24 protein-coding genes and 1 pseudogene are annotated in these 21,952 nt (G+C 41.9%); 15 read left to right on the forward strand and 10 right to left on the reverse strand.

The window, feature by feature from the left end; genetic code table 11:
• Positions 1–35: 35 nt before the first annotated feature.
• The 6 genes from L2717_RS16250 to L2717_RS16275 form a co-directional block, all read right to left on the reverse strand.
• On the reverse strand, positions 36–614 hold the full coding sequence (locus tag L2717_RS16250; protein ID WP_220774143.1) for a TerD family protein: 579 nt from the start codon (positions 612–614) through the stop codon (positions 36–38).
• Positions 615–697: 83 nt separating this feature from the next.
• Positions 698–1,279 carry a TerD family protein gene (locus L2717_RS16255; protein WP_220774144.1) on the reverse strand — a complete coding sequence of 194 codons (582 nt, stop codon included), beginning with the start codon at positions 1,277–1,279 and terminating at the stop codon, positions 698–700.
• A 52-nt stretch (positions 1,280–1,331) separates the two neighbouring features.
• A complete protein-coding gene (locus L2717_RS16260; RefSeq protein ID WP_220774145.1) occupies positions 1,332–2,369 on the reverse strand; it encodes a TerC/Alx family metal homeostasis membrane protein in 1,038 nt (345 codons plus the stop codon).
• Between the two features lie 22 nt (positions 2,370–2,391).
• Positions 2,392–2,844 (reverse strand): tellurite resistance TerB family protein, encoded by a 453-nt coding sequence (locus tag L2717_RS16265; RefSeq protein ID WP_220774147.1) that lies wholly within the window; start codon positions 2,842–2,844, stop codon positions 2,392–2,394.
• Positions 2,845–2,869: 25 nt separating this feature from the next.
• The gene (locus L2717_RS16270) at positions 2,870–4,003 is read right to left on the reverse strand and encodes a TerD family protein (RefSeq protein WP_220774148.1); all 1,134 of its coding nucleotides are present in this window, start codon (positions 4,001–4,003) and stop codon (positions 2,870–2,872) included.
• Entirely contained in the window at positions 4,003–4,593 is a 591-nt protein-coding gene (locus L2717_RS16275) for a TerD family protein (protein ID WP_220774150.1), read from the reverse strand. Before L2717_RS16275 ends, L2717_RS16270 begins: the two co-directional genes overlap by 1 nt.
• Before the next feature lie 244 nt (positions 4,594–4,837).
• Between L2717_RS16275 and L2717_RS16280 the strand changes: the two genes are divergently transcribed.
• The 7 genes from L2717_RS16280 (at position 4,838) to L2717_RS18265 (ending at position 11,507) form a co-directional block, all read left to right on the forward strand.
• Complete coding sequence (locus tag L2717_RS16280; RefSeq protein ID WP_220774152.1) at positions 4,838–5,896, forward strand: ATP-grasp domain-containing protein; 1,059 nt, start codon at positions 4,838–4,840, stop codon at positions 5,894–5,896.
• Between the two features lie 18 nt (positions 5,897–5,914).
• The gene (locus L2717_RS16285) at positions 5,915–7,048 is read left to right on the forward strand and encodes a phosphoribosyltransferase domain-containing protein (protein WP_220774153.1); all 1,134 of its coding nucleotides are present in this window, start codon (positions 5,915–5,917) and stop codon (positions 7,046–7,048) included.
• Positions 7,049–7,055: 7 nt separating this feature from the next.
• Positions 7,056–7,835: a hypothetical protein gene (locus L2717_RS16290; protein WP_248938107.1), complete on the forward strand. Its 780-nt coding sequence runs from the start codon at positions 7,056–7,058 to the stop codon at positions 7,833–7,835.
• Positions 7,836–7,839: 4 nt separating this feature from the next.
• Positions 7,840–8,925 (forward strand): cysteine protease StiP family protein, encoded by a 1,086-nt coding sequence (locus L2717_RS16295; protein WP_246611781.1) that lies wholly within the window; start codon positions 7,840–7,842, stop codon positions 8,923–8,925.
• The gene (locus L2717_RS16300) at positions 8,925–9,869 is read left to right on the forward strand and encodes an HpcH/HpaI aldolase/citrate lyase family protein (protein ID WP_220774156.1); all 945 of its coding nucleotides are present in this window, start codon (positions 8,925–8,927) and stop codon (positions 9,867–9,869) included. Before L2717_RS16295 ends, L2717_RS16300 begins: the two co-directional genes overlap by 1 nt.
• 5 nt (positions 9,870–9,874) lie before the next feature.
• On the forward strand, positions 9,875–11,083 hold the full coding sequence (locus L2717_RS16305; RefSeq protein WP_220774157.1) for a DUF4236 domain-containing protein: 1,209 nt from the start codon (positions 9,875–9,877) through the stop codon (positions 11,081–11,083).
• A 265-nt stretch (positions 11,084–11,348) separates the two neighbouring features.
• Positions 11,349–11,507: a ribbon-helix-helix protein, CopG family gene (locus L2717_RS18265; protein ID WP_428847846.1), complete on the forward strand. Its 159-nt coding sequence runs from the start codon at positions 11,349–11,351 to the stop codon at positions 11,505–11,507.
• 107 nt (positions 11,508–11,614) lie between these two features.
• Here the strand turns inward: L2717_RS18265 and L2717_RS16310 are convergent.
• Both L2717_RS16310 and L2717_RS16315 read right to left on the reverse strand, forming a co-directional pair.
• Positions 11,615–11,734: pseudogene (locus tag L2717_RS16310) on the reverse strand (transposase); the annotation flags it as partial.
• A gap of 303 nt (positions 11,735–12,037) precedes the next feature.
• Positions 12,038–12,547, reverse strand: coding sequence for a hypothetical protein (locus tag L2717_RS16315; RefSeq protein WP_220774159.1), 510 nt, complete (start codon positions 12,545–12,547; stop codon positions 12,038–12,040).
• A 156-nt stretch (positions 12,548–12,703) separates the two neighbouring features.
• On the opposite strand from L2717_RS16315, the gene L2717_RS16320 reads away from it, so the two are divergent.
• Positions 12,704–12,943, forward strand: a complete 240-nt coding sequence (locus tag L2717_RS16320) for a helix-turn-helix domain-containing protein (RefSeq protein ID WP_220733428.1) — start codon at positions 12,704–12,706, stop codon at positions 12,941–12,943.
• Positions 12,944–13,180: 237 nt separating this feature from the next.
• Positions 13,181–13,306 (forward strand): hypothetical protein, encoded by a 126-nt coding sequence (locus tag L2717_RS18165; RefSeq protein WP_281421759.1) that lies wholly within the window; start codon positions 13,181–13,183, stop codon positions 13,304–13,306.
• A 182-nt stretch (positions 13,307–13,488) separates the two neighbouring features.
• Here L2717_RS18165 and L2717_RS18270 read toward each other — a convergent pair whose 3' ends face one another.
• Entirely contained in the window at positions 13,489–13,584 is a 96-nt protein-coding gene (locus tag L2717_RS18270) for a transposase (protein ID WP_220775018.1), read from the reverse strand.
• 151 nt (positions 13,585–13,735) lie between these two features.
• Positions 13,736–14,215 carry an EAL domain-containing protein gene (locus L2717_RS16330; protein ID WP_220775021.1) on the reverse strand — a complete coding sequence of 160 codons (480 nt, stop codon included), beginning with the start codon at positions 14,213–14,215 and terminating at the stop codon, positions 13,736–13,738.
• A 435-nt stretch (positions 14,216–14,650) separates the two neighbouring features.
• Here L2717_RS16330 and L2717_RS16335 point away from each other — a divergent pair, with 435 nt between their 5' ends.
• From L2717_RS16335 to L2717_RS16360, 6 genes are all read left to right on the forward strand, one after another.
• Complete coding sequence (locus L2717_RS16335) at positions 14,651–15,181, forward strand: mobile mystery protein A (protein ID WP_246611812.1); 531 nt, start codon at positions 14,651–14,653, stop codon at positions 15,179–15,181.
• Complete coding sequence (locus L2717_RS16340; protein WP_220775019.1) at positions 15,178–15,780, forward strand: mobile mystery protein B; 603 nt, start codon at positions 15,178–15,180, stop codon at positions 15,778–15,780. The genes L2717_RS16335 and L2717_RS16340 overlap by 4 nt, the downstream gene beginning before the upstream one ends.
• Positions 15,781–16,240: 460 nt before the next feature.
• Positions 16,241–16,402 carry a hypothetical protein gene (locus L2717_RS16345; RefSeq protein ID WP_220775020.1) on the forward strand — a complete coding sequence of 54 codons (162 nt, stop codon included), beginning with the start codon at positions 16,241–16,243 and terminating at the stop codon, positions 16,400–16,402.
• A 5-nt stretch (positions 16,403–16,407) separates the two neighbouring features.
• Positions 16,408–16,902, forward strand: a complete 495-nt coding sequence (locus tag L2717_RS16350; protein ID WP_248938108.1) for a hypothetical protein — start codon at positions 16,408–16,410, stop codon at positions 16,900–16,902.
• 1,127 nt (positions 16,903–18,029) lie between these two features.
• Positions 18,030–19,190 (forward strand): tyrosine-type recombinase/integrase, encoded by a 1,161-nt coding sequence (locus L2717_RS16355; RefSeq protein WP_248938109.1) that lies wholly within the window; start codon positions 18,030–18,032, stop codon positions 19,188–19,190.
• Positions 19,187–20,887 (forward strand): coiled-coil domain-containing protein, encoded by a 1,701-nt coding sequence (locus L2717_RS16360; protein WP_220775006.1) that lies wholly within the window; start codon positions 19,187–19,189, stop codon positions 20,885–20,887. The genes L2717_RS16355 and L2717_RS16360 overlap by 4 nt, the downstream gene beginning before the upstream one ends.
• Positions 20,888–21,952 lie beyond the last annotated feature (1,065 nt).

Consider the following 21,952-nt stretch of genomic DNA (forward strand, 5'->3'; position numbering starts at 1 on the left):
TGTGTTTGCCCTTTAAAGATTAAGTCATCTGCGAATTAAGACAGATTTACGCCGTGGGCTGCAGCTAGTGCCTGGAGGCCACCAGCGAAACCTTGACCTACGGCTTTGAATTTCCATTCTGTACCGTGTAGGTATAGCTCACCGAAGATCATTGCGGTTTCAACAGAAGCGTCTTCTGACAAGTCAAAGCGTGCCAGCTCAACTTGGCTATCGTTGTTTGCAACGCGAATGTAGCCATTGCTCACCATGCCAAAATTTTGCTTGCGTTGTTCTGCTTCGTGAATGGTAACAGCGAAAACTAGCTTCTTGACGTCCGCAGGAATCTTGGTTAAATCGATTTTAATCTGCTCGTCATCACCGTCGCCGGCACCAGTACGGTTGTCACCTTGGTGTTCAACAGAACCACATTGGCTATTTTTTTGACCGTAGAAAACGAAACCTGCGTCGGACAGCACTTTACCGTTTTCACCAACCATGAATACTGAGGCGTCTAAGTCGAAATCAGTTCCATCTGTAACGCGCTGATCCCAACCTAGACCCGCTAACATAACTTTCAAGCCTGCGTCAGCCTTGGTTAAAGAGATGTTGCCACCTTTAGCTAAAGATACACCCATTTTAAAGCTCCTAATGTTTAGGGAATTGTCCCTGTAATACGGGGGGGCCCGCTTTAGATTTAAATTGCTATACGCCCAACTGATTAGTTGGCAGAAACTCCGTACTCGGCACAAACAGAAGACAAGCCGCCTTTGTAGCCTTGGGCTACGGCTTTAAACTTCCACTCGCTGCCATGACGGTATAGCTCTGCGAACAACATTGCGGTTTCAGTTGAAGCATCTTCTGACAGGTCAAAGCGAATAATTTCCTTGCCTGATTCTTCATTAACTAGGCGTATGAACGCGCCGCTCACTTGGCCAAAGTTTTGACTACGAGCTGTAGCATCGTGGATTGTTACAACAAACACGATTTTAGCTATATCAGCAGGCAGAGTATCTAAATTGACCTTTAGGCTTTCGTCGTCACCGTCGCCAGCACCCGTGCGGTTATCTCCGGTGTGTTCAATCGCACCACCAGCAGCACGCATGTTGTTATAGAACACGAAATCTTCTGGCGAACGCACTTTGCTATTTTCGCCTAGTAAGAATGCTGAAGCGTCTAAGTCGAAGTCTTGACCGTCAGTAGAGCGAGCATCCCATCCTAAGCCAACCAGTACCTTTTTCATGGTAGGGTCGGTTTTAGTTAGTGATACGTTGCCACCTTTAGATAGAGAAACAGTTGCCATTTATTAATTCCTTTTTCGATTTGGAGATTTGAACAGTTAATTACTTAGTTAATTACTTAGTAGCTTCGGCTTCGTCATTCTCAGGGAATACGAAACTTGCAAACACACCACAGAACAAGACGACCCCTACTACGGCTAAACTTGCCATTGCGGAGATTGTATATTCATGGTGGAAGATGTGCGCGGTTGCATTCAGACCAAGTTTTAAGGCAATGAAAAACAACAACACGATTACCGCTTTTTCAAGATGCACTAGGTACTGTTTTAGTGCTTCCAGAACGAAATACAGAGTTCTCAGGCCAAGAATGGCGAACATCATGGCACTGTATACAATTAGAGGCTCTTTGCTTACCGCGATAACAGCAGGCACAGAGTCAAACGCAAACATCACATCCGACAATTCTACCACGGCCAAACACAGCATTAGCGGTGTTGCGTAGTAGGACGCTTTACCAACACGTCCCACTTGAACGTCTGCGTTTTCAGGTTTAGCCAGTTCTGCGTCCACTTCTGACTGCTTCAGCAAGAAGGCATGGCTAGTTAACTTAGGCCAAATTGGGAAAAAACGTTTAACCAAGCGATAAGCCAAATGTTCCGAGTAATCTTCGATTGCATCGTCATCGTCACCACTTCGCAGCATCATGACAGCCGTCCAGCAAACGATTACAGCGAATACCATCTCAACCCATGGTCCAAGTGATAACAAGCTAGTACCGATTGCGACGAATATACCGCGGAATACGATTGCACCAATCACGCCCCAGTACAGAACGCGGTGACGATAACCATCTGGCACAGCAAACCAAGAGAAGATTGCCATCATGACAAACAAGTTATCAATTGATAGCACCTTTTCGAGCGCATATCCGGTCACGAACAAGCTCGCCACTTCTGCGCCATGATTGGCGTAAAGGAAACCAGCAAACGCGAACGAGATTACTACCCAAAAAATCGACCACATTACTGCGCTTTTCAGTTGGATAGGTTTATCATCCCTGTGCATGAACAGGTCGATAAGGATCGCCCCTACTGAAAGTAGCAGAAAGACGGCTACAGTCTCTGGTGGGAAGCCTATATGCGTTGAGCTCATGTATTTCGTTCCTTAATTACTACTATTGATAGTCAGACGGGTCTAGTCCTAGAGCTAAACTAATCTCTTTTACAGCGGCCTTCTCGTCTTCATCGAAGTCGCCATCACTCTTCGCTACAGCAACACCTACACGCAGTGCTAACTGAGCAGCCCCTCCATCGCTCTTTAACGCCACGATGTATTTTAAGGCTTCACCTTTACCAATATCTGCATCGAACTCGAAGCCAGAGATAATTTTTTGGAAAAAGGCAATCACTTCGTTAGTGTCGAATACTTTAAGCTCGTCGGAGTTTTTGATAAACCCGACCATCTTCTGTTTTTCTTCACTGCTTACACCGTTAGATGCTGCGGCGATAAATGCACAAATGGCAACCGTCCCTTCCATGAATTTTTTATTCTTGAAACGAGTGACCTGGTTTGCTAACTCGGTACGGCCTGTGTTTACCGCACTACGCACTTTATCTAAAAATGACATTATGCCTTCTCCTAGTTTGATTTGGTTATTTGCTGCCAGCTTTCCAGCGGAAGCCCCAGTCAAAAGCTTCATCCATTTGCTGGTGACCTGTAAAATAACGGTTTATACGCTCAACCTTGATTGTGCCTCCGTTATTAATCAGTCTTGCAATGGCACACATGCCATGACCTGAATGGCCTTCGGTGAGTCGAGTTTCAATAGGAGGTTGTCCCTCCAAATGAATCGTCACCACGCCATCAGTGCTTTCCCAATTAGGCACACCCTCGTAAATGAATGCAAACACGAGCACTTCACTGATGTTTTCCCATTGATTGCCGTTGACGAATAGCCATTCACCATCGGTACTATCACCGGTACGGTCATCATCTTGCAACTCGACAAAGGGTGAATGATTCAGACTTCCGAATCGGCTACCCAAAGCCTGTATCACATTACGATCACCGTCATTAGTTCTTACAAACGCGCCGAGGTCGAGGTCAACGCCATTGTCACGTTTAAACAATGAGAAGCCTTTATGAGTTGAGCCTCGGTGCCAGTTTAAGTTAATGCGGATTTTGCCAAACTTGTCACCTTGCTTGGTCAAACTTATTGTTGGCTTGTCCTTGCTTAGTGTCACCTTCTGCAAACTGATCGTTGGTGTTGGTGTTGGTGTTGGCGCAGGTTCATCCGCGACATCGACCCCAAAATGTTCTGCTAAAGGTTTTAGACCTCCATTAAAACCTTGAGACACGAAGCGGAATTTCCATTCTGCATTGCGCCGGTATAACTCACCCAAAATCAACGCGGCCTCACTGCGACCATTCATAGGTACGTCACAAGTGATTAAGACGTTACCGCCTTGCTCCACCTGAATTTTCAGGGTTCGTAGATTGCCAATCACTTGTCCGCCATCTACTGTTGCGGTGAATGCAATTTTTTGAACTGCCGCATTAATAGCGCCTAGGTTCACGTTGAAGGAGGTGTTTAGCGACTCTCCTTCCAGTGTGATTGCGCCATCATCACTTCGAGGCTGGCCATAGAAAACCATATCAACGCCGTCTTGCACTTTATTGTTTTCATAAAGGCGGAAAGCGGACACATCAACATCGCCGCCAGAGATTACTCTCACAGTTAGCGGCAGTGCTGGAACGGGGGCGTTACCCCCTTGGATAAGATCCATTAGCGTACCAACGCTGAAACGATTTGATCCATCATGTCGTCAATGACTTTACCACGGCAAGGTAAGCCATGAGCAGTAAATTTCCACTCGCCGCCACTACGTTCAAGGGCTGCGATCAGAATGCCAGTATGCTGACCTTGCTCGGTCAAGGTGTACTTAGCCAATTCTTTGCCGCCTTGGTCTACAACGCGACAAAAAGCGTTTTCGACATCATTAAAAGTTTGACCGCGGAAACTGTTAACAGTGAAAGCTAAATGCTCTACGTTTGCTGGTAAGCGAGTTAAATCAATGCTGATACTCTCATCGTCGCCATCACCTTCACCCGTGAGGTTGTCGCCGCTGTGCTTAACAGAGCCGCACTTAGACTTTAATTGACGGAACCAAACTGTATCGAGTTGGTTACCGCGAGCGTCCATTAAAACTACGCTGGCATCGAGGTCAATAGAATCACCGCCACCTAACAGCTTTCCAAAAAAACCTGATTTTTTTAGAGGGTCCCAACCTAATCCGAATTTAAGGCTAGTTAATGGGGAACCTGATTGCTTGGCTAGTGAGACCGACTGCTTTTTTTCCAAAGAAACTGAAGCCATTTTCATTCCTTATTTTTTTGGGTTTAAAAACTACGTTTTTAATCTTTACCTTCCTAGGTCTAGGTCGGCTTTCAATAGGCAATAGGGGTGAAACATGTTCATTCCAACCTACCTTTGATGTGTCCATTTTTAACCAGAGTTAGATCTAAGTCAATCATAATTTGATTGACTACTCTCACATTTAATAATAAAATTCGTGACATCTAATCGGTAACACCGTTCTTTATTCATGGAAGTTAATACTTTGAAATCTATTTGGTTTATGGAGGGCTTATCCTCTCAGCGTGACATTATCATGGCGGTGATTGATGCTCGTCAGTCATTAGACTTATCTTTTCGCATTATTGCGTCCCATCGTGGTAGTCGCCCTGAGGTTACATCGGTTGCCGATTTATCTTTGGTTGAGCCAAAAGGGGATACTGAGCGCCTAGAATTTATTAAATCTGTGGTAGCTGAAAACAATGTTGTCACTATTCAAGCTGGCCGCAATTGCCGCTGGATGGAGGAAAACAGGCGAGAAATTGAGGCGTTAGGCGTGTCACTGACAACGGGGGCGACTTGTCTTGATATGCACTCAATTGCAGATGATAAGGTTCGCTACGCTCGTTATATGGAGCAGCATGGATTACCTGTTGTGCCATCTATTCAGATTGACACCGTTGATGAACTTGAAAAGCAGCTCGCCCTTAAAGTGGCGGCTGGTGAATTAACTTGTATCAAGCCAGTAGTTGGCATTTACGGTATTGGCTTCTGGATATTAGACCCTTCTGTTAGCCCGATGGCCGCTTTCAATAATCCTGATAATCGTCGAGTAACACCGAAGATGTACCTTACAGCAATGAGCCAGCAAACTAACGACATACTTCCTGAGCCCATGGTGCTAATGCCATACCTAGCAGGTCGTGAACGTTCTGTTGATATGGTTGTTGAGAATGGTGAAGTAATCGCCGCAGTTTGTCGCCGTAAAGAAGGTGCACTTCAGTCCATTGAACAATCAGGAGTGGCTTTTGAATTAGCAAAAACTTGTGCGCAAATTATGCAGGCCGATGGTTTGGTGAACGTACAAACTCGTGATGATGCTAACGGCAAGCCTTATTTGCTGGAAATTAACATGCGCCCTTCCGGTGGAGTTTGCTACTCCCGTTCCTGTGATATTAACCTTTCAGGTATCTTTGCTTTACGCAAGTTGGGACTTATCGACAAAGAAACCGCTATTAAGATGGGCACTGATGGTTTTAAACCTGCAGTGGTTCGGTCTGTATCAAGCGTAATCGCGCTAACCGAACAGCAATCGGCTGAATAACAATAATAGGTATTAGGTATGAGCCAAACCGAGCAGGTTTTTAAGCGCAAGCTATCCACAGGGGAGTTGACCGTTGTCAGTTCGCATTCTACACCATTGGAACAATTCTTTGAGATTGCAGAGCGTCGTAACCCAAAACGAGCCTTTCTATTTGTCAGTAAATTACTAGGCCGTCATATCCCTATCAAGCCTAGTGTGATGCGCAGCTCATACCAATCAATTGCCGCAATGCTGCCAATAGATCTGCCAGGGCCGGTACTCTTTATCGGCATGGCGGAAACTGCTGTAGGTTTGGCTGCAGGTGTTTACCAAGAGGCAAGATGCATGGTACCCGAATCGGTATTCCTAACATCTACCCGCCATCCTGTTAATGGCAATCTAATGTGCGAGTTCAAAGAAACTCATTCACATGCGACAGACCACCTCATTTACTGGCCAAATGATCCTGTATTAGCTCAGCGCGTAGAGCAGGCAAAGTCGCTAGTCCTTATTGATGATGAAGCGACAACGGGTAACACCTTTACCAACCTTTATGCTGCGCTTGTTGATGCGGGCATGACTGGCATTAAGCGTCTTGTTACGGTGACATTAACTGATTGGAGTCAAGATGCAGTGCTTGAAAAGATTGATGGCCCAAAAGTTACATCAATCTCTTTGGTTCAAGGTAAATGGTCTTGGAATGTTAATCCCGAAGCAGAACCGCCGATCATGCCTAGCGTGAATGTCACGGCAAAAGGGGCTGTTGAAATCGTTGGGGCTCAATGTTGGGGTCGTTTGGGGATGGATGAGTCCATTTGTTTTATAGGAAATAATGTCTGCGTGTCACCTTCTGATAAGGTGTTAGTGCTAGGCACCGGTGAATTTGTGTGGCAACCGTTTTTACTTGCCGAAAAGTTGGAAAAGGTAGGTGCTGAGGTCTATTTCAGTTCTACCTCCAGATCACCTATTGCTATCGGCCACGCTATCGAATCGGCAATAACCTTTACCGACAATTACGGTTTGGGTATCCCGAATTTTGTTTATAACGTCGCCCACCTACAATTCGACTCGGTGTATTTGTGCTGCGAAACTCCCGCTGAAAGCGTCGATCTTGTCTTACTGAATGCCCTTGGTAATATAGCCAAGCGTGTTGAAGTCATTAGTAATGAGTAACCAATCCATGCCAAATAATATCCGCCCTGTCGTGTTCCCTGATTTGGATGATACGTTGTTTCAAACTAAGCGAAAAATGGTTGATGAACTCGATCAAGTCCCAGTACGGGTTGGGGCCTTAGATCGCTCTTTGGCTCCACGCAGCTTTATGAATGAAGAACAAGCCTTGTTAGTTGATTGGCTACTGGTAAACGCCGATGTTATCCCAGTTACCGCCCGTGGCACTGATGAATATGCTCGAGTGCAAATACCATTTACTTCATGGGCAATTACCACTCATGGCGCTGTCATTCTATCTCCTGATGGTCAGTGTGATACTCAGTGGCAAAAACACATTGAGACTGAACTTACCCCTTATCGTCAACGCTTGCTGGATATGCAAGGTGACATAACGACATTGATGGCTGAAAGAGGGATAGATGCTTGGGCTCGCATTAACTATGAGTACGATGGAGTCCCTATATATCTTGTCTTGAAACATACCGATAGCACTAAGCTAGACGAACTCAATGCGATAGGTGATGAAATAGAGGAAATTTTCGGTACAGAAGGTTTTTACGTTCATCGTAACAGCAACAATATTGCATGGTTACCAATTTGTATCGAGAAAGGGAAAGCCACCAGCTACCTTCTGAACAAGCTGCGTGCTGAACGAGGCACATTCCCAACTATTGGCCTTGGCGATAGCCTTACTGACTTCAGTTTCCTTAAACTTTGCTCTTGGTATGGTGTACCAAAACAAAGTCAGTTTTCATCTGCGATCAAAGACCGCGTATTTGGAGAGTAGAATTTTGAATATTTCACCAATTTTTTCTGGTTCTTATCGTCACGGCGATGTCGAATTTCTTTTAAAGCCGGTGACTATTGAATTCACCTCCATTGAAGAAAAAGAGGCCCTAATCCAGTCAGGGCAAATGCATTATTCCGACATGCTGAGCCAAGAGCCAGAACCAACTCAATTTCATCTCGACTTGTTTAACAAGGCTTACAGCATTGGAGCCAAACGGCTTGCTAAGGAAATCATGATGCTGGCAGTGACTTTAGCGAAAGAGTACGGAAATTCCCCGATTATTTTGGCAAGTCTAGTCCGCGCAGGTGTGCCTTTAGGCGTTATGCTGCAACGAGCGTTAACAATGATGGGTAAAGAGTCTTATCACTACGGGATCAGTATTATTCGTGACCGTGGCATAGATGAAACTGCCCTTGCTGTTATTGAGGGACGCCATGGAACCGAAGGCATTGTGTGGGTAGATGGCTGGACAGGAAAGGGGGCTATCACCAATGAACTGACTAAGGCGCTTAAAGGTCGGTCGGGCTACCCTGAACAACCACGCCTTGTGGTTTTGGCTGATCCATGTGGTTGCGCTTGGATGTCGGCCACCGATGATGATTGGCTAATCCCTTTTGGAATAATGGGGGCTCCTGTTTCGGGGATGATCTCTCGTTCTCTTTATAGTGATGAAGGCTTCCATCACTGCATGGTGTGCAACCACCTTAGCGAGTATGAATGCGGTTTATCATTGGCTGATGCTGTTGAACAGTGTTGCCAAGAAATCGAACTTTCTGACGTCCCATTCATTAATATAAAAGAACGCGATTCAATAAAAGCGAAGGAATGGGAACAAAGCAAAGCAATCATGACACTGCTTGCAGAGCGTTATGATATTTCAAGTTTAAATCGTATCAAACCTGGCATTGCAGAAGCGACGCGCGCAGTATTACGCAGGGTGCCTGACCATGTGCTGGTTCGTTCCATTAATGATCCTGACGTATCTCTGTTGGTCTATCTTGCCAAGGAGAAAGGCGTGGTGATTACCGAAGTTGGCGATCTCATTGGTCAATATCGTGCAGTTACAATTATCAAAAAGGTACTCTAATGAAAAAGGAACTTTCTGCTTACAGTCTGGGAGCGACACTCTACATGCCAGCTACCCGCATCGACATTGTAGATACCATTGTGACCGGTAAAATTGCTGGACTGCGGTCTTTGGTTATTTGCCTAGAAGATGCAGTGTCCGAACAGGATATGCCTTTCGCAATGAACAACCTTAAAGGGATGCTGGACGCCCTTTCTGAAGCTAAGCAACGCATTAATTATGTAGAATGGCCACTAGTATTTATTCGCCCGAGAAACGAGCAGATTGGCCTACAATTGACTGCTGAATATGACTTGTCTGCTATTGATGGCTTTGTCCTTCCTAAATTCAACCTATCCAACTTGAACGAATGGACAGCCATTTTAGAATTAACTCACTTATGCTGGATGCCAACACTTGAGACTGAAGATGTATTCGACGTTAATGCAATGCTAGCCTTAGTTTCTGAGCTTAAAGCGCATAAATGCCGTGACAAAATCATCGCCCTTCGTATTGGTGGAAATGACTTAATGAATTGCGTTTCTTTGCGACGTTCCCGAGAATTAACCCTATATGACGGCCCAATGGGTTACGTTATTAAGATGCTGGTTGCTGTATTCGCCTCAAAGGGCTTCTCCCTGACAGCGCCTGTCTGTGAGCACATTGATGATCATCGACTGTTAGAAAAAGAATTGGAATTGGATTTGGCTCACGGCTTAGTAGGTAAAACAGCGATTCACCCTAATCAAATTCCAGTGATTCAGCGTGCCCTCATGGTAAGCTCACTTGACCATCAAGACGCACTGCGAATCATTAATTCATCTCAGGCAGTCTTTAAAGCAGGTGGTGCCATGTGTGAACCAGCAACACATCGCCGATGGGCAAAGAGCGTATTAGATCGCGTTCATTATTTTGGTGTTTCTACAGCAGTGTCCACATCCTCTGTTCAAATTCAGCATAGGTAAAAAACATGGGCTTTCGTTTTCGTCGCAGCATCACAATCATTCCCGGAGTTCGGGTTAATCTTAGTAATACCACCCCAAGTCTTTCAATTGGCCCGAGGGGAGCGTCAGTCTCCGTTGGTAGTCGTGGCACTTATGCCAATGTTGGGCTTGGCGGTGGATTGAGTTATCGCACAAGGCTCGATAGGGCCGCGGCCTCGTCAAATGCTGCGGCAAGAGAGCGAACGGAATCGAAAGAACAATTGCGAAGCTCACTTTTAGACACCATTGAACAGATGGAAATGGTTATGCACCAGGTTATAAACGTCCATACTCTGACGCCTAACCCCTCACTTGGGAGCACATTTAATGAGTTGCGTGACCATTATTTAAAAGCGGCCACCAGCCCTTATGCCGTTCCCGCTCCAGTTCGGCCAGCAAAGCCGGAAATCTCGCCATCCCCCGTAAAACCTTCTTGTGTGGATGACACTGGATTTTTTAAAAAACTGTTCGAGTCTGAGGAAGATAGGCAAGAACGTCAGCACGCAACTCTCGCCAGTTGGGAACGTGCAATGCAAGACTGGGAACGTGAAAAAACCTTAATAGAACACCGCTACCAAACTAATCGTATGACATGGGCCGAACAATATGCTCTCTGGCAATCTGAAGCGGCTCGTCATCAAGAATCGTTAACCTCATCGGAAGCACAAGCAAATAGTCGCTTTATATCAGACGCGGCATTTTTTGAGGCAATTTTAGATGAGACATTGCAGAACACCGACTGGCCGCGAGATACCGCGATTTCGTTTGAAGTTCTGCCAGAACAATCGCTAATAAAACTAGATGTTGATTTACCGGAGATTGAAGATTTACCTCAAAGCATCTTTACTTTAAATAGGCAAGGCACTGAGATTATCGAGAAGGAAATGACGCAAAAAGCCGTTAGAGAAGCCTATGCACGTCACGTACACGGTATATTGATGCGGCTGATTGGTATTGCCTTATACGCACTGCCTTTCGATAGCGTAAGCATTTGCGGATTCACTCAACGTTTAAGCAAAGCTACAGGTAACTTAGTCGATGATTATATAATTCAATGTACCGCCGATCGCGCTACTATCCAAAAGATGAATTTTTCATGTTTGGATAATATCGATCCAATTAACGCAATATCCATGTTTAACCCGAACAGGAAAATAAGTTCGACCTTCGTATTTCAGCCAATAACAGTAAAGTAACCATATGATATTAAGCACAAAACAGAAGCGAATTTTCACACTCGCAGTATTGTTGTCTTCGGGTGAATCTGTTTCTGCAAATACAATAATCAAAAACGCAGATTGTTCTGGGGCAACACTCACGCGGGCTTTACGTGATCTTCGGGACGTATATAACACTACGATAAAATATAGTAAAAGTAGTCACTCATACCAGATGACCGATGCAGGCAACCTTACTCATGTTGAAATAGCTCTAATGCAGCGATCTCTCAGTAAATCAGAGATGCTATCTGTTGATGAAAATGTCAGCCTTACGAAAGTGCGGAAAAAGGCAGTATCAATATCGTTGTCTAAAGCTACCATTTCAAAACTTGACAGCTTAGCCAATGAAAAGAATGTAAGCAGAAGTGACATTATTGAAATGCTGATTAATTCTCTGTGAGCTCCGTAGACCTTTACGGGGTAGAAAAATTCATGATATGACGGACGAAATGCGGGATGAAACCTTGGCAATGGGAGAAAAGGCATTGTTCATTGAACATCCTAGACGGTGCTAACTCCAAGAGACTTTGCCGCATCGGTAACGCTATAACCTTGTTCTAACACCATCAAGACGGCTTCATCTTTAAATGCCTGCGGATAACTCTTATGTGATTTTTTCAGACTCATATAGACCTCTTAATTTATTGACCATACTGTCTCAAAATTAAGTGTCCGATGGGATTAGACCAGAACACTGTTAGATACCATAATAGGTATGGACATGATTACAGCCACGATAACTAAGTTATCGCATGGTATGACAGCGTAACAACGTCGGTGACTTTACTGCGCGAAGACGACATCCTTTAAATTACTAAATTTTATCCCACTTAATATATTTCAACGGCCAAATGCCGTTAACCTAATGTCGATTTACCATATGGTGCGAATAGCATGGCTTAGTCAATAATGCCTTTCGCTCACTTACGCTCAACCTTTGCTGCATTTTTTGATTTCATCTATCAATTCATTAACGGCATTGAGCTCAATGCCTTTTGCATATAGCTCGGTATCTAACACCTTGATTTTGCCATTGATGATGGGGCTATATAAATGAAACTTATGACTAAGCAATTTAAAAGCATTGAGTTTATGTGTTAACTGCTTGATATGTTGCTGAAGTACATTATAGTGGTTTTTTACCATGCTCTGATTATCAGTGTGCTTATGTAAAGTACTGTCTGGCTTTTTGGGTAGCATATGAATTGGGGCTTGTAGACTGAATCGTTGTTCATATTGTGCGTTGCGAATTCTTTTAGGAGAAAGCCGTTTCACAAAGTGGTGTTTTTCTAATCGGTATAAATGGTTATGCATGCATTTTCGAAGAATGGCGGCATCTTCAGTATCATACGTATAGATAAGGGCTTGTAACAAATACTCCGTATTAAAAACGACGGGGCAATGTTTATGAATAATGTCTATAAAATCAATTTGTGTCATTTTGAAGGATTCAAGTTGTGAGTAAATAAACCCACGGATGCTAGCATCCGTGGGTGAGTGTTTAGCTAATAAGGCAGCGGCAAACTGATATTAGCTAAGTGATTAATCACCGTAAAACACACTATAGTGTGTTTTAATTTAATCTACAAGATAAGAATGAAAAAAAAGATTGCGATTGAGTTTGGAAAAAAACTCGCAGAAAAAAGAAAAGAAAAAGACCTGCTTCAGAAAGACTTGTCACAGCAATGTGGCTTTAGTCTTAATTACATCGGTATCGTCGAGCGCGGTGAGAAAAGTATCAGCTTAGAGAAGGTGTATGTTATTGCAGCGATTCTTGAATGCTCAGTGCATGATTTAATCCCAGATGAGAAAGCACTTTTACTCGAGATTGAATAGCTTAAGACATAAGTTTGTTGAGTAAAGTGAGGTTTATTTGGTAGTCATTAGTTCAATTCTCGAATTAAATCGACTTAAATAAATTTTAAAAAAACATATAAAAAACAATGCTTTAAATTTTGGCAGGTATTGGTTGCATTATTTTTGAGTGTAATGTGCAGTGAAGCCTAACGGCTATTGTGAATAAGAGAGGTAAAGCTTATCTTATTTCCACAACTTCTCGATATAGGTGTCTTCATGAACATTCAGTACATAGGTATTTCAGAATATTTTGCTACACGCGAAGGGGTAACCTACACCATTTCCACAGGCACTAAAGAACAGATAGAAAAATTTCCGGGCCATATTTTTCTATTGTTCTAGAGTTCTACACATTTGAAGCTATGACACAAGCTCTTATTGAATGTGAACATTTGAGTCAAGAGCTAATCATGGATGATAAGTGTTTAAGGGCGGCATACGTACTAAAAACTCATCTGCCCGCAGTTGCAAGTTTTATACAACAACATGGATTTGGAAGCTTTTCATATTCGTTCCACTACAATTTAGCCTAACGAAGGTGTAAGCTCATAGGCATACTCACAACAGCATCTAGGGCAAATAAAACCATTAGGCCATCTTATTTTCTTGTGATTAAGCAATCAGTTTCAGAATTGAATTAGCCTTGCCACTTGAAAAAGCTCACCTCAGGCATTTTCATAGCAAATCCCACATCTAGTGGTTGTTTAGACTATAAGAATAGGCCAGAGCTGACTCAGCTGCAGAGGTGATAATTTATTAGTATGCTACACATCATGCTATCACTAACTCTTCTAGAGTAACTGGTCTGCCGAAAAGATAACCCTGGTATGAATAGCAACCCATACTTTGCAATAGCATTCGTTGTGCTTCAGTTTCAACCCCTTCAGCTATTACATGTAAATTCATCGAGCTTGCGAGTGTGATAACGGCCTGTGCTATAGCTTTGTCATTATTACTATTGATGATATCCCGAACAAATCCTTGATCTATTTTCAGTTGATTTATGGGAAGTTGTTGAAGATATGATAAGGACGAGTAGCCGGTACCAAAATCATCAATCGAAAATGTGATACCGTGTTGCTGTAATGCCCGCATCTTGGCTTTAACATCCGGTATATTACTGGCCAAGAGAGTTTCCGTTATTTCTAACTTTAATAACTTTGGATTAGCTCCTGAATTGTTCAGCGCATCGTTCACTGTCCCAACAAAGTTTTTTTTACTAAATTGCACCAAACTAATATTCACCGAAATAGTAAGCTTAGCCCTTGCAGGTACATTAGACCATTACACGATACAAGGATTTAGGGATAGTCAGCTATTTTTGTAGAGTTAAACGCTGTCATGGGGCTTAAAGTAAATCAATGTTTGTCCAAAATAGTGTTAGTGAATCAGACTTGCCTAGTCTGGTTCACGCGCCGAATGCCGTCATTTTACGCTGGCCTTGGGCTAATGCTATTCGCCCCCGACTGACCTTAGCTCGCTTTTTAACACAAAGAAAAAGTCCGCTATCAAGTATTTGTTGTATCTCAATTGGATTACGTTCTTGCGATTTAGTATCGTTATGTTAGTGCAGAAAATCATCTTCTGTATCTATAATTCGATACTTATAATGTGTTAGTGTGGTTATATTGAGATACGTCAAGGTTGGAAGTGTATCTGGCTTAGAATACACTTAATGTATTGATAATGAAAAGCGAGGTTACTATGTACTCTTTTAAAAAAATTCCGCGCAAGCTACAACCCGTTAAGAAAACGGTTTTAAGGCAGTACAGAGAACTGGTTGATGCAGTTAAGGGAACGCTATTCCCCTCAATACCTAAAGAGGGCTGGATTAGGACAGTAAGAAAGGCTCTTGATATGTCAGGCGCACAGCTAGCAGAAAGAGCTGGCATGACAAGAAATAGAATATCAGTTCTTGAAAGGCGCGAGGCTGACGGGGACATAACTCTAAATCAGTTAAAACAGCTAGCTGAAGCTCTAGACTGTGACTTCTCATACGCTCTAAAACCTAAAAAGGCTGTTTCTGACATAATGCAAGAGCGTGCGCTTAAGGTTGCGAAAATAGAAGTAAAGAAAGCGTCAAAAAATATGTTTCTAGAGGCGCAATCAGTTAGCCAAGAGAAAGAAGATATCTTAATAAGTGAACTAGCCGAAGAAATTATGCGTGCCGGTGGGCGTAAGCTTTGGGGTAAAAGTAGGGAGGGCAAAGTATTTTGATCATTGATGAACCAGAAGGTGCTACACCACTTGACCCAGATGATATGGAAGGGTTGAAACATCCACACGTAACAACAAGAGAACAACTTAACGAACTTGAACAATCCAATATACTAGCAGGCCAGCAATGGGTTAGTGGTATTTCTGGCCTAACACTGGATTCTATTTTCTCAGTTGAGTTCGTTTTTGCCCTCCATCAGAATCTATTTGGTGATGTTTGGGCTTGGGCTGGGATGTCTCGAAAAAAAGAGTTAAACATTGGCTGCGATCCATCCCAAATAAGGCACAATCTCTACAATTTTCTGGAAGATGCCAAGTATTGGGTAACGTTCAAACACTTTTCACATCTAGAACTCAGCGCTCGCATACAGCACAAACTTGTTGAGATTCACCCTTTCCCAAATGGTAACGGCAGGCACTCGCGTATATTTACCGATGTTGTTCGCATAGTGTTACTAGAAGAGCCACCGCTTAACTGGGCTGAGGGCAATCTAGAGAAAGTAAGCGAAGAGCGCAAAGCTTATATATATTGCCTTAAGGAAGCTGACAAAGGTGATTTTGCTCCGTTCGTTAAATACCTAGAAAACCTTGGCAACTAGCTTAAAAATCGGACACACAAAGGTCACTAAATGCGGTGTAGTGGATTGTCACTTGAACTGAGGCTTTCTCGATACTTCAGGTAATCCGTAAAATGAAATAGCTGATTAACTATTGCCCCAAAGCTTGCTAGCGGTCGGCTAATGAATCGTAATCTTACAAGCGAATTGCCCAATAAATTCTAATCTATTCATACAACTTTTAGCGGCGCATCATGAGGGAGGCAGGATCATTATGCAGTCGTATTCAAAATACGTAGTTTTGAGTGTTTTAAAGCCAGTTTATGTGCAAGCCACTTCAAAGTGGTGAGATTTAAATCTGTTTTAAATCAAATGCTTACGCTTTATCTTGGCGGGGCGTGAATAGCGCAAGGCATAAATACTAGGACGTTATGTGTTTTTCCTAGTTTGTTTCATAATCTACTAATAGTATACTAATGAAAAGGGTGTATTGGAGTGATATATGACATTAGATATAATTAAAAAAGCTGCTGCTGCGGTGATGAATAAAAAAGAAGTTTCTTCTTATGACTTGCCCAAAAGCATCAAATCAAAGATAACAGCCAGAACTTATTCTGCTTCAGAAATTAATAAAGCGTATAAAAAATCTAACGCAACAGGGTAGTTATTATGTGGAATCATAATATTTTCGATGACATGATCGAAGATGATAATGATTTTGTAGGCAAGGTTGCTTACTCATTATATAAGCAAGAAAAAGTCGCTTGGGTTAAGCATTTTAATAGTGAAAATAGCGTATACCCAACGAAAGAAGAAATTCAAAAATTTTTCCATGTACCTTCCGCTCGTCCCGAATCGATTAAACGCTTTAGAAAAGAAGCCGAGTTAGTTGTAAATAACTTCATAAATATAACTCTTTCAGAAGAGTTAACTTCTTATAAAGAATCTTTAAAAGATGATGCCGTTTTACTTCAAATTAAGAAACCTTTTAGATCTTCTGTACTAGAAAGTTTGACAGCCGCAATATTAGCTTCAGTTATAACAGCGTCCTTCTCTACCGCTTACTGGTTGTATAGTGAAATGCAGGACTCAAAAAGATTAGAACAACTGATCAAAGAAGCTCCTATCAGCGAAGATATAAAGAATCAAATCCTCAAAAAATGATTAAATACATAACAATTATCCAAAGTCCGACAGCTAACATTATCGCAGTTTTTTTTAACAAAAAAGAGGGCCTTCCACGCAATCACGCTGCTTAGGTTGGCGTTACACATAGAAATCTTAAGCCGAAGCTTACCGATTAGAGCTGAAAATTCAACACACTTATGTCCATCGATGTGTTAGCAAACCCTCGCTGGCACGTTCGTGCCCCAAAGTCATTTAGCGATGGGCTTCTTGGGATGTATCGATTGTCATTTTTGACCTACTTTTCCTAATAGTTGATTAATATCTTAGTTTGGCATAAAGAGTCATTGGTAAAGTGCCTATTCCTTTGCATTAATTTCTAAACAACCTCTTGGTTTTTCGGTGTATCATATACCTATATAGTTGAATGAAATTATATAAATTTTTAAATCAAGGGAAGATACAATGGCTGCAAATCATGTCGAGCATTCAAGGGATTGGTCGAAGATTAAATCTCTTTTGGAGCTATCCCCAGGAGCCTCGTCTGATTCGCAGAAATTCTACAGTTTAGAACTGATGCTCTCTTTAAGAAAAAGAGAGCATAAGATCATAATCGACACCGTCCGTCAAATTGGGGGCAAAACGGTTAAAATATATTCACGATCTCGCCCTGGATAGCAGGGAGGCTTGAGTTAGATCAAATCGCGGGATGGAACACGAAAGGTCTATCAGTGGTTTCAGAGAGTTGAGAAAATCTATATGCAAGGATTCGGCAAGTATCAATTGTAAAACCAAATACAAACACATCAGAAAACATATCCCGAGTTTTAAAAAAGTTAGGCGGTAAAAACCGGGCTAAAAGCGCTCTTAATGATAAGTTCGCACCACAATAGTGCAAACCTATCATTGAAATCACCATAATACGTTGATTATATAAAATAAAAACCCAGATCCATGAAGTGAGACAAAAACCATTTGGAATGAGAAACCACAGGTTGAAGATGATTTTTACATTGTTTTAATTTACAGATATTTGACTTTTTAGAAATTTAATAATATAAGCCACTGTATTGGTTGGGTTTATTTGTTTTATTGATTGCGTTTTTTTTATTAAATGATAATCTAAGCTTAAGAATAAGCAGCCGAAGAGCTGCAAAGGCTTAGTTATGCAAGCGTTGAGTATTCAGTTTTACGTTGAGCAATATTTAAGTAGCAGAACACACGAAGTCGCTCCGTCGACCTTGCGTTCTGAGCGTTCAAAAGCATTAAAAATTATTAAATTAGTTGGGCAACGGCATATTAATTCTGTCACACACAGTGACATCATTCGGCTTCGTCAAAAATTGCATAACAGTTATGCTAATAAAACGATTAATGAGTTTTATATCATTCTGCGTGCAATATTCAACAATGCATTTCGTGATGGCGTAATCACTCGGAACCCGATGGATGGGATTCAAAACCTATCCGTTTGCCACGCTGAGCCAAATCCTTTCACTCGAGCAGAATTAACTGCGTTAGCACAAACAAACGTTCGATGTTTATCTGGAAAAAATGCTTTTCAGTTATGTGCTCTAACTGGACTTCGAATAAGTGAGCTCTTAGCATTAAGTTGGGAAGATATTGACTTTATTAATGCAAAACTCAAAGTCAAAATCGCATTAGTCGACAAGCAATATAAAACACCAAAAACTGCAGGTTCTCAACGTACAATTGAATTATGTGCTTCTGCTATAAGCATATTAACACAACAAAAACTGATTACGGGACATCGAAAAGCTAGAAAAGTTTCAGTGCTTCAGCGCGACAATAAAACGAAAAAAATCGAAAATTTATCACTCGTTTTCTACAATACTCAGACAAATCAACCTTTTATTAGCGCAACACAATTTAACAAAACGTTTTTCACCCCTTTCTTAGTATCTGCAAAAGTGAAGCACCGCGGAGCCGGGCAGCTGCGACATACTTTCGCAAGCCAAGCGCTGACTTCTGGCATCTCAAAAGAATGGATAGCGCGACAATTAGGCCACGAAAGTACTGCAATGATTGACATTCATTATGCGCGATGGATGTGTGCAGATGCACCCGACTTTGTTAATAAAGTTGAACAGCAGTTTAGTGGTATTTTTACACCCACACCTCGTGATGAATCTATAGCTGCAGATGAAAACACAACAGATTTAACAACGACTTCCAACACAGTTTCAAACGCTGATATTCAGCTCACAGAGCAACAGATATCGCAATTGCTCATTAGTCATCCGCATTTGATAACAGAGTATCTCAATCGATTGTTGAGTCAGAGTGTTGTGGAGAAGTTGATATGAGATTAACGACTCTCTTCTTTGCATTTGTTAACTATGCATTTAATGACAAGGGGCGCAGAGCTGGCAAAGCTACCTTGTGCCACTCATTACGTCTCACAGAAGAAATGGCGCTTAAACAAAAGTATTTGACTAAGTCACAGGAGCTGATGCGCTCAAAGAATGAGATCGAAATTGAATGGGATAGCTCGCTATCGCACACTAATTTGATTGATACCTCTGAAGGAATTGTCCCTTTAAATAACTTTTCACAAGAGCAAAGAGAGCAAATGATGTTCGAAATTTTGCAGCCCGAAACAATGAAGAGTGCTGATGCGCGTAAATTTGGGCAAGACAAAGCACGCTCAAAAAACAAACTCAAAGAGTGGGTAAAGGCCGGTCATTTTTGTAAGAAAGGTATTGAGTTAGTAGATGAGATCCTCTCGAGTGATAGCTTAATTAATGTGCATCATGTTGCATATCGATTGAATTTGCTTGATATGAAGCGTAAAACTCAGCGAGTTGAGCAATTGGTGAATTATATCAAAGCTCACAATGCATTGTTAGATAAGCCTAATTCACTTAACTCTGTCAATTTTGAAGAATTATTATTCAAAATCCCGATAAATAATGAAATAGGTACAGACATTTTGAGCAATGAAGAAATGATGCACGCAATGAAAAGTTTCTTACAGCGCTATTATTCTGATTATCCAATCAAACTCATGGTGTTACATCATGATGAACGACTACCCGGTGAAATAACTGGCGGCCATGTTCATGCTTTCATTTCTGGGAAAAATGTTTTAACGCATCAATACGATTTACGGTTAGCACACATCAGAAACGTCAATGCATTTTTGTTTGAGCGCAAAGGTGTCGATGCCGAGTTACTTTCTGAGAAAGGACGCTTGAATCGTGAACGGGCAGGCGATGTTGCGCATCACATGCAAGAGATGTTCTATGAGTTCGTCAATGAGCATCTCTTTCATCCCAAAAATATTAATGCCGCGTTTCATCCAGAATCTGTTCGTAAATCTGAAAAACGAAAGCAAATGCGTAAAGAAGCAAAGCTTGCCAAGCGCGATAGACCCTTTAACTATCACACACGTTTACTTGAGGACGTAGATAGTTTAGAAATTAAGGCTAAAAAATTGGATGACAAAATTTCTCAGCGAGAAAAAGTGGTTGATGATTTAGAGAGCAAAGCCGCTTACTTGAGTGAAAATTGTGAGACTTTGATAATAAAACGTGACGCACTTGAGCAACAATGTGTTAAGCAAGAGGCGGCTTTTCAACAAAATCAGCGTAGGCATAGTAAAAAAATACGGCTTGAGCAAGAAGTTGATGAGCGTTTAAGCACAAAGAGAAAGGAAGAAAAGAAATTAGATGAATCGATTTTGCTTAAACAGCAACAACACACGGAATTAGATAGCGCTATAGCTGAAAAACAATCAATTTTAGACAGACTTAGCATAATGACAACTCAGGCATTGTATCCAATACGAAAAATGTTGGAGCACATGAACAATCGATTAATACTAAAAGGAAGAGCGGGAGCGGCGGAGTTTATGCAACATATCATTAAAGCCTTTAGTGCAGATTTGCCAACGGAGCTCAGAAAAACACTAATAAAAATTACGAATAATACTGGCGATACAGAGCTTGAAAACGCGTTAACACGCAAAGACAGTCAGATTAACGACTCATTTGATATGTGATAAAGCACGCGTTCACTATTCGCTAAATTATACGTTAACCGTATTCTCTCAGATTAGAATGAATACAATATAAGTTGCTCAGCAAGTAAGCAGAAAATCGGTCATTACTTTTATAAAGTGATGACCGATTTTTTATTAATCGCTGAGAATGTAAGACTTAAATTAACGGCCAGGCATGAGGTTATGCTTGTATTGTATGCAGCGTATGGTGTTAATTCGCTCTAATTGGCAGCGCTACTGCCACAGATGGCACTCACGCTGCCAGTGGCGGCATTAAACATGTCAGTGGTCGTTTTAGAGAGCAAACGGCTAAGGCGAAATAATCAAAATATCGATTTGATTAATTGAGGTTTGAACAACATTTACGTTTGCAGCTTATTGGTGTTGAAACTAACTTATCGGGGTTGGTGTAAAACCCGCATGGCCATTTGTTTTTTACGACGTGATAATGTTTAGGCTAAGCCTAAACAAACCTTAACTTCGCACTCGTTGAGTGCAAAAAAGTACAGCTTCGCAGTCATCGACTGCGAAGCAAAAAGCAGCCCACTATTATGTGGGACCAGTGCGTAACCCGGTACGTACCTATCCCACTTTTTGTTCCAAAAAGGTCGGATAGGTACTCGGGCAAGGGGAACCCCCTTTGAACCCCAAAAGCCACACGTTATGCGTGTGAAACCAAAGCACAGCAAGCTGCTTGCCCACGCTTACCCTGAAGCGCTGTCTTTAGCGTTCTAGGGGAGGTGTGCTTTGTGTTCAGCAGTTGATGGGGGGGAATATCAAATTTTGCTGAACTTCATTTCCATTCACTTTGCTTTTTACAATTAATCGTTGCTGTCATTTATTGAGTGATATTGACTTTTTGAATATTCAACAGTAAAGTCAATCTCAGTAAGCAATTGCACGGTTCCTCATGTAGTATTAACTACATGCAATTGAAACTAAACGACTATTTCAACTATTTAATTTGAGAGCTTGGGTTCAAATCCCTACTCCTCCGCCATATTCTAAAGTGAAAAAGCCATTGATAATCAATGGCTTTTTTGCTTTCTGGCATTTGAAAAATGC

The organism is Shewanella glacialipiscicola, assembly GCF_023283485.1.
Taxonomy (GTDB): Bacteria; Pseudomonadota; Gammaproteobacteria; order Enterobacterales; family Shewanellaceae; genus Shewanella; species Shewanella glacialipiscicola.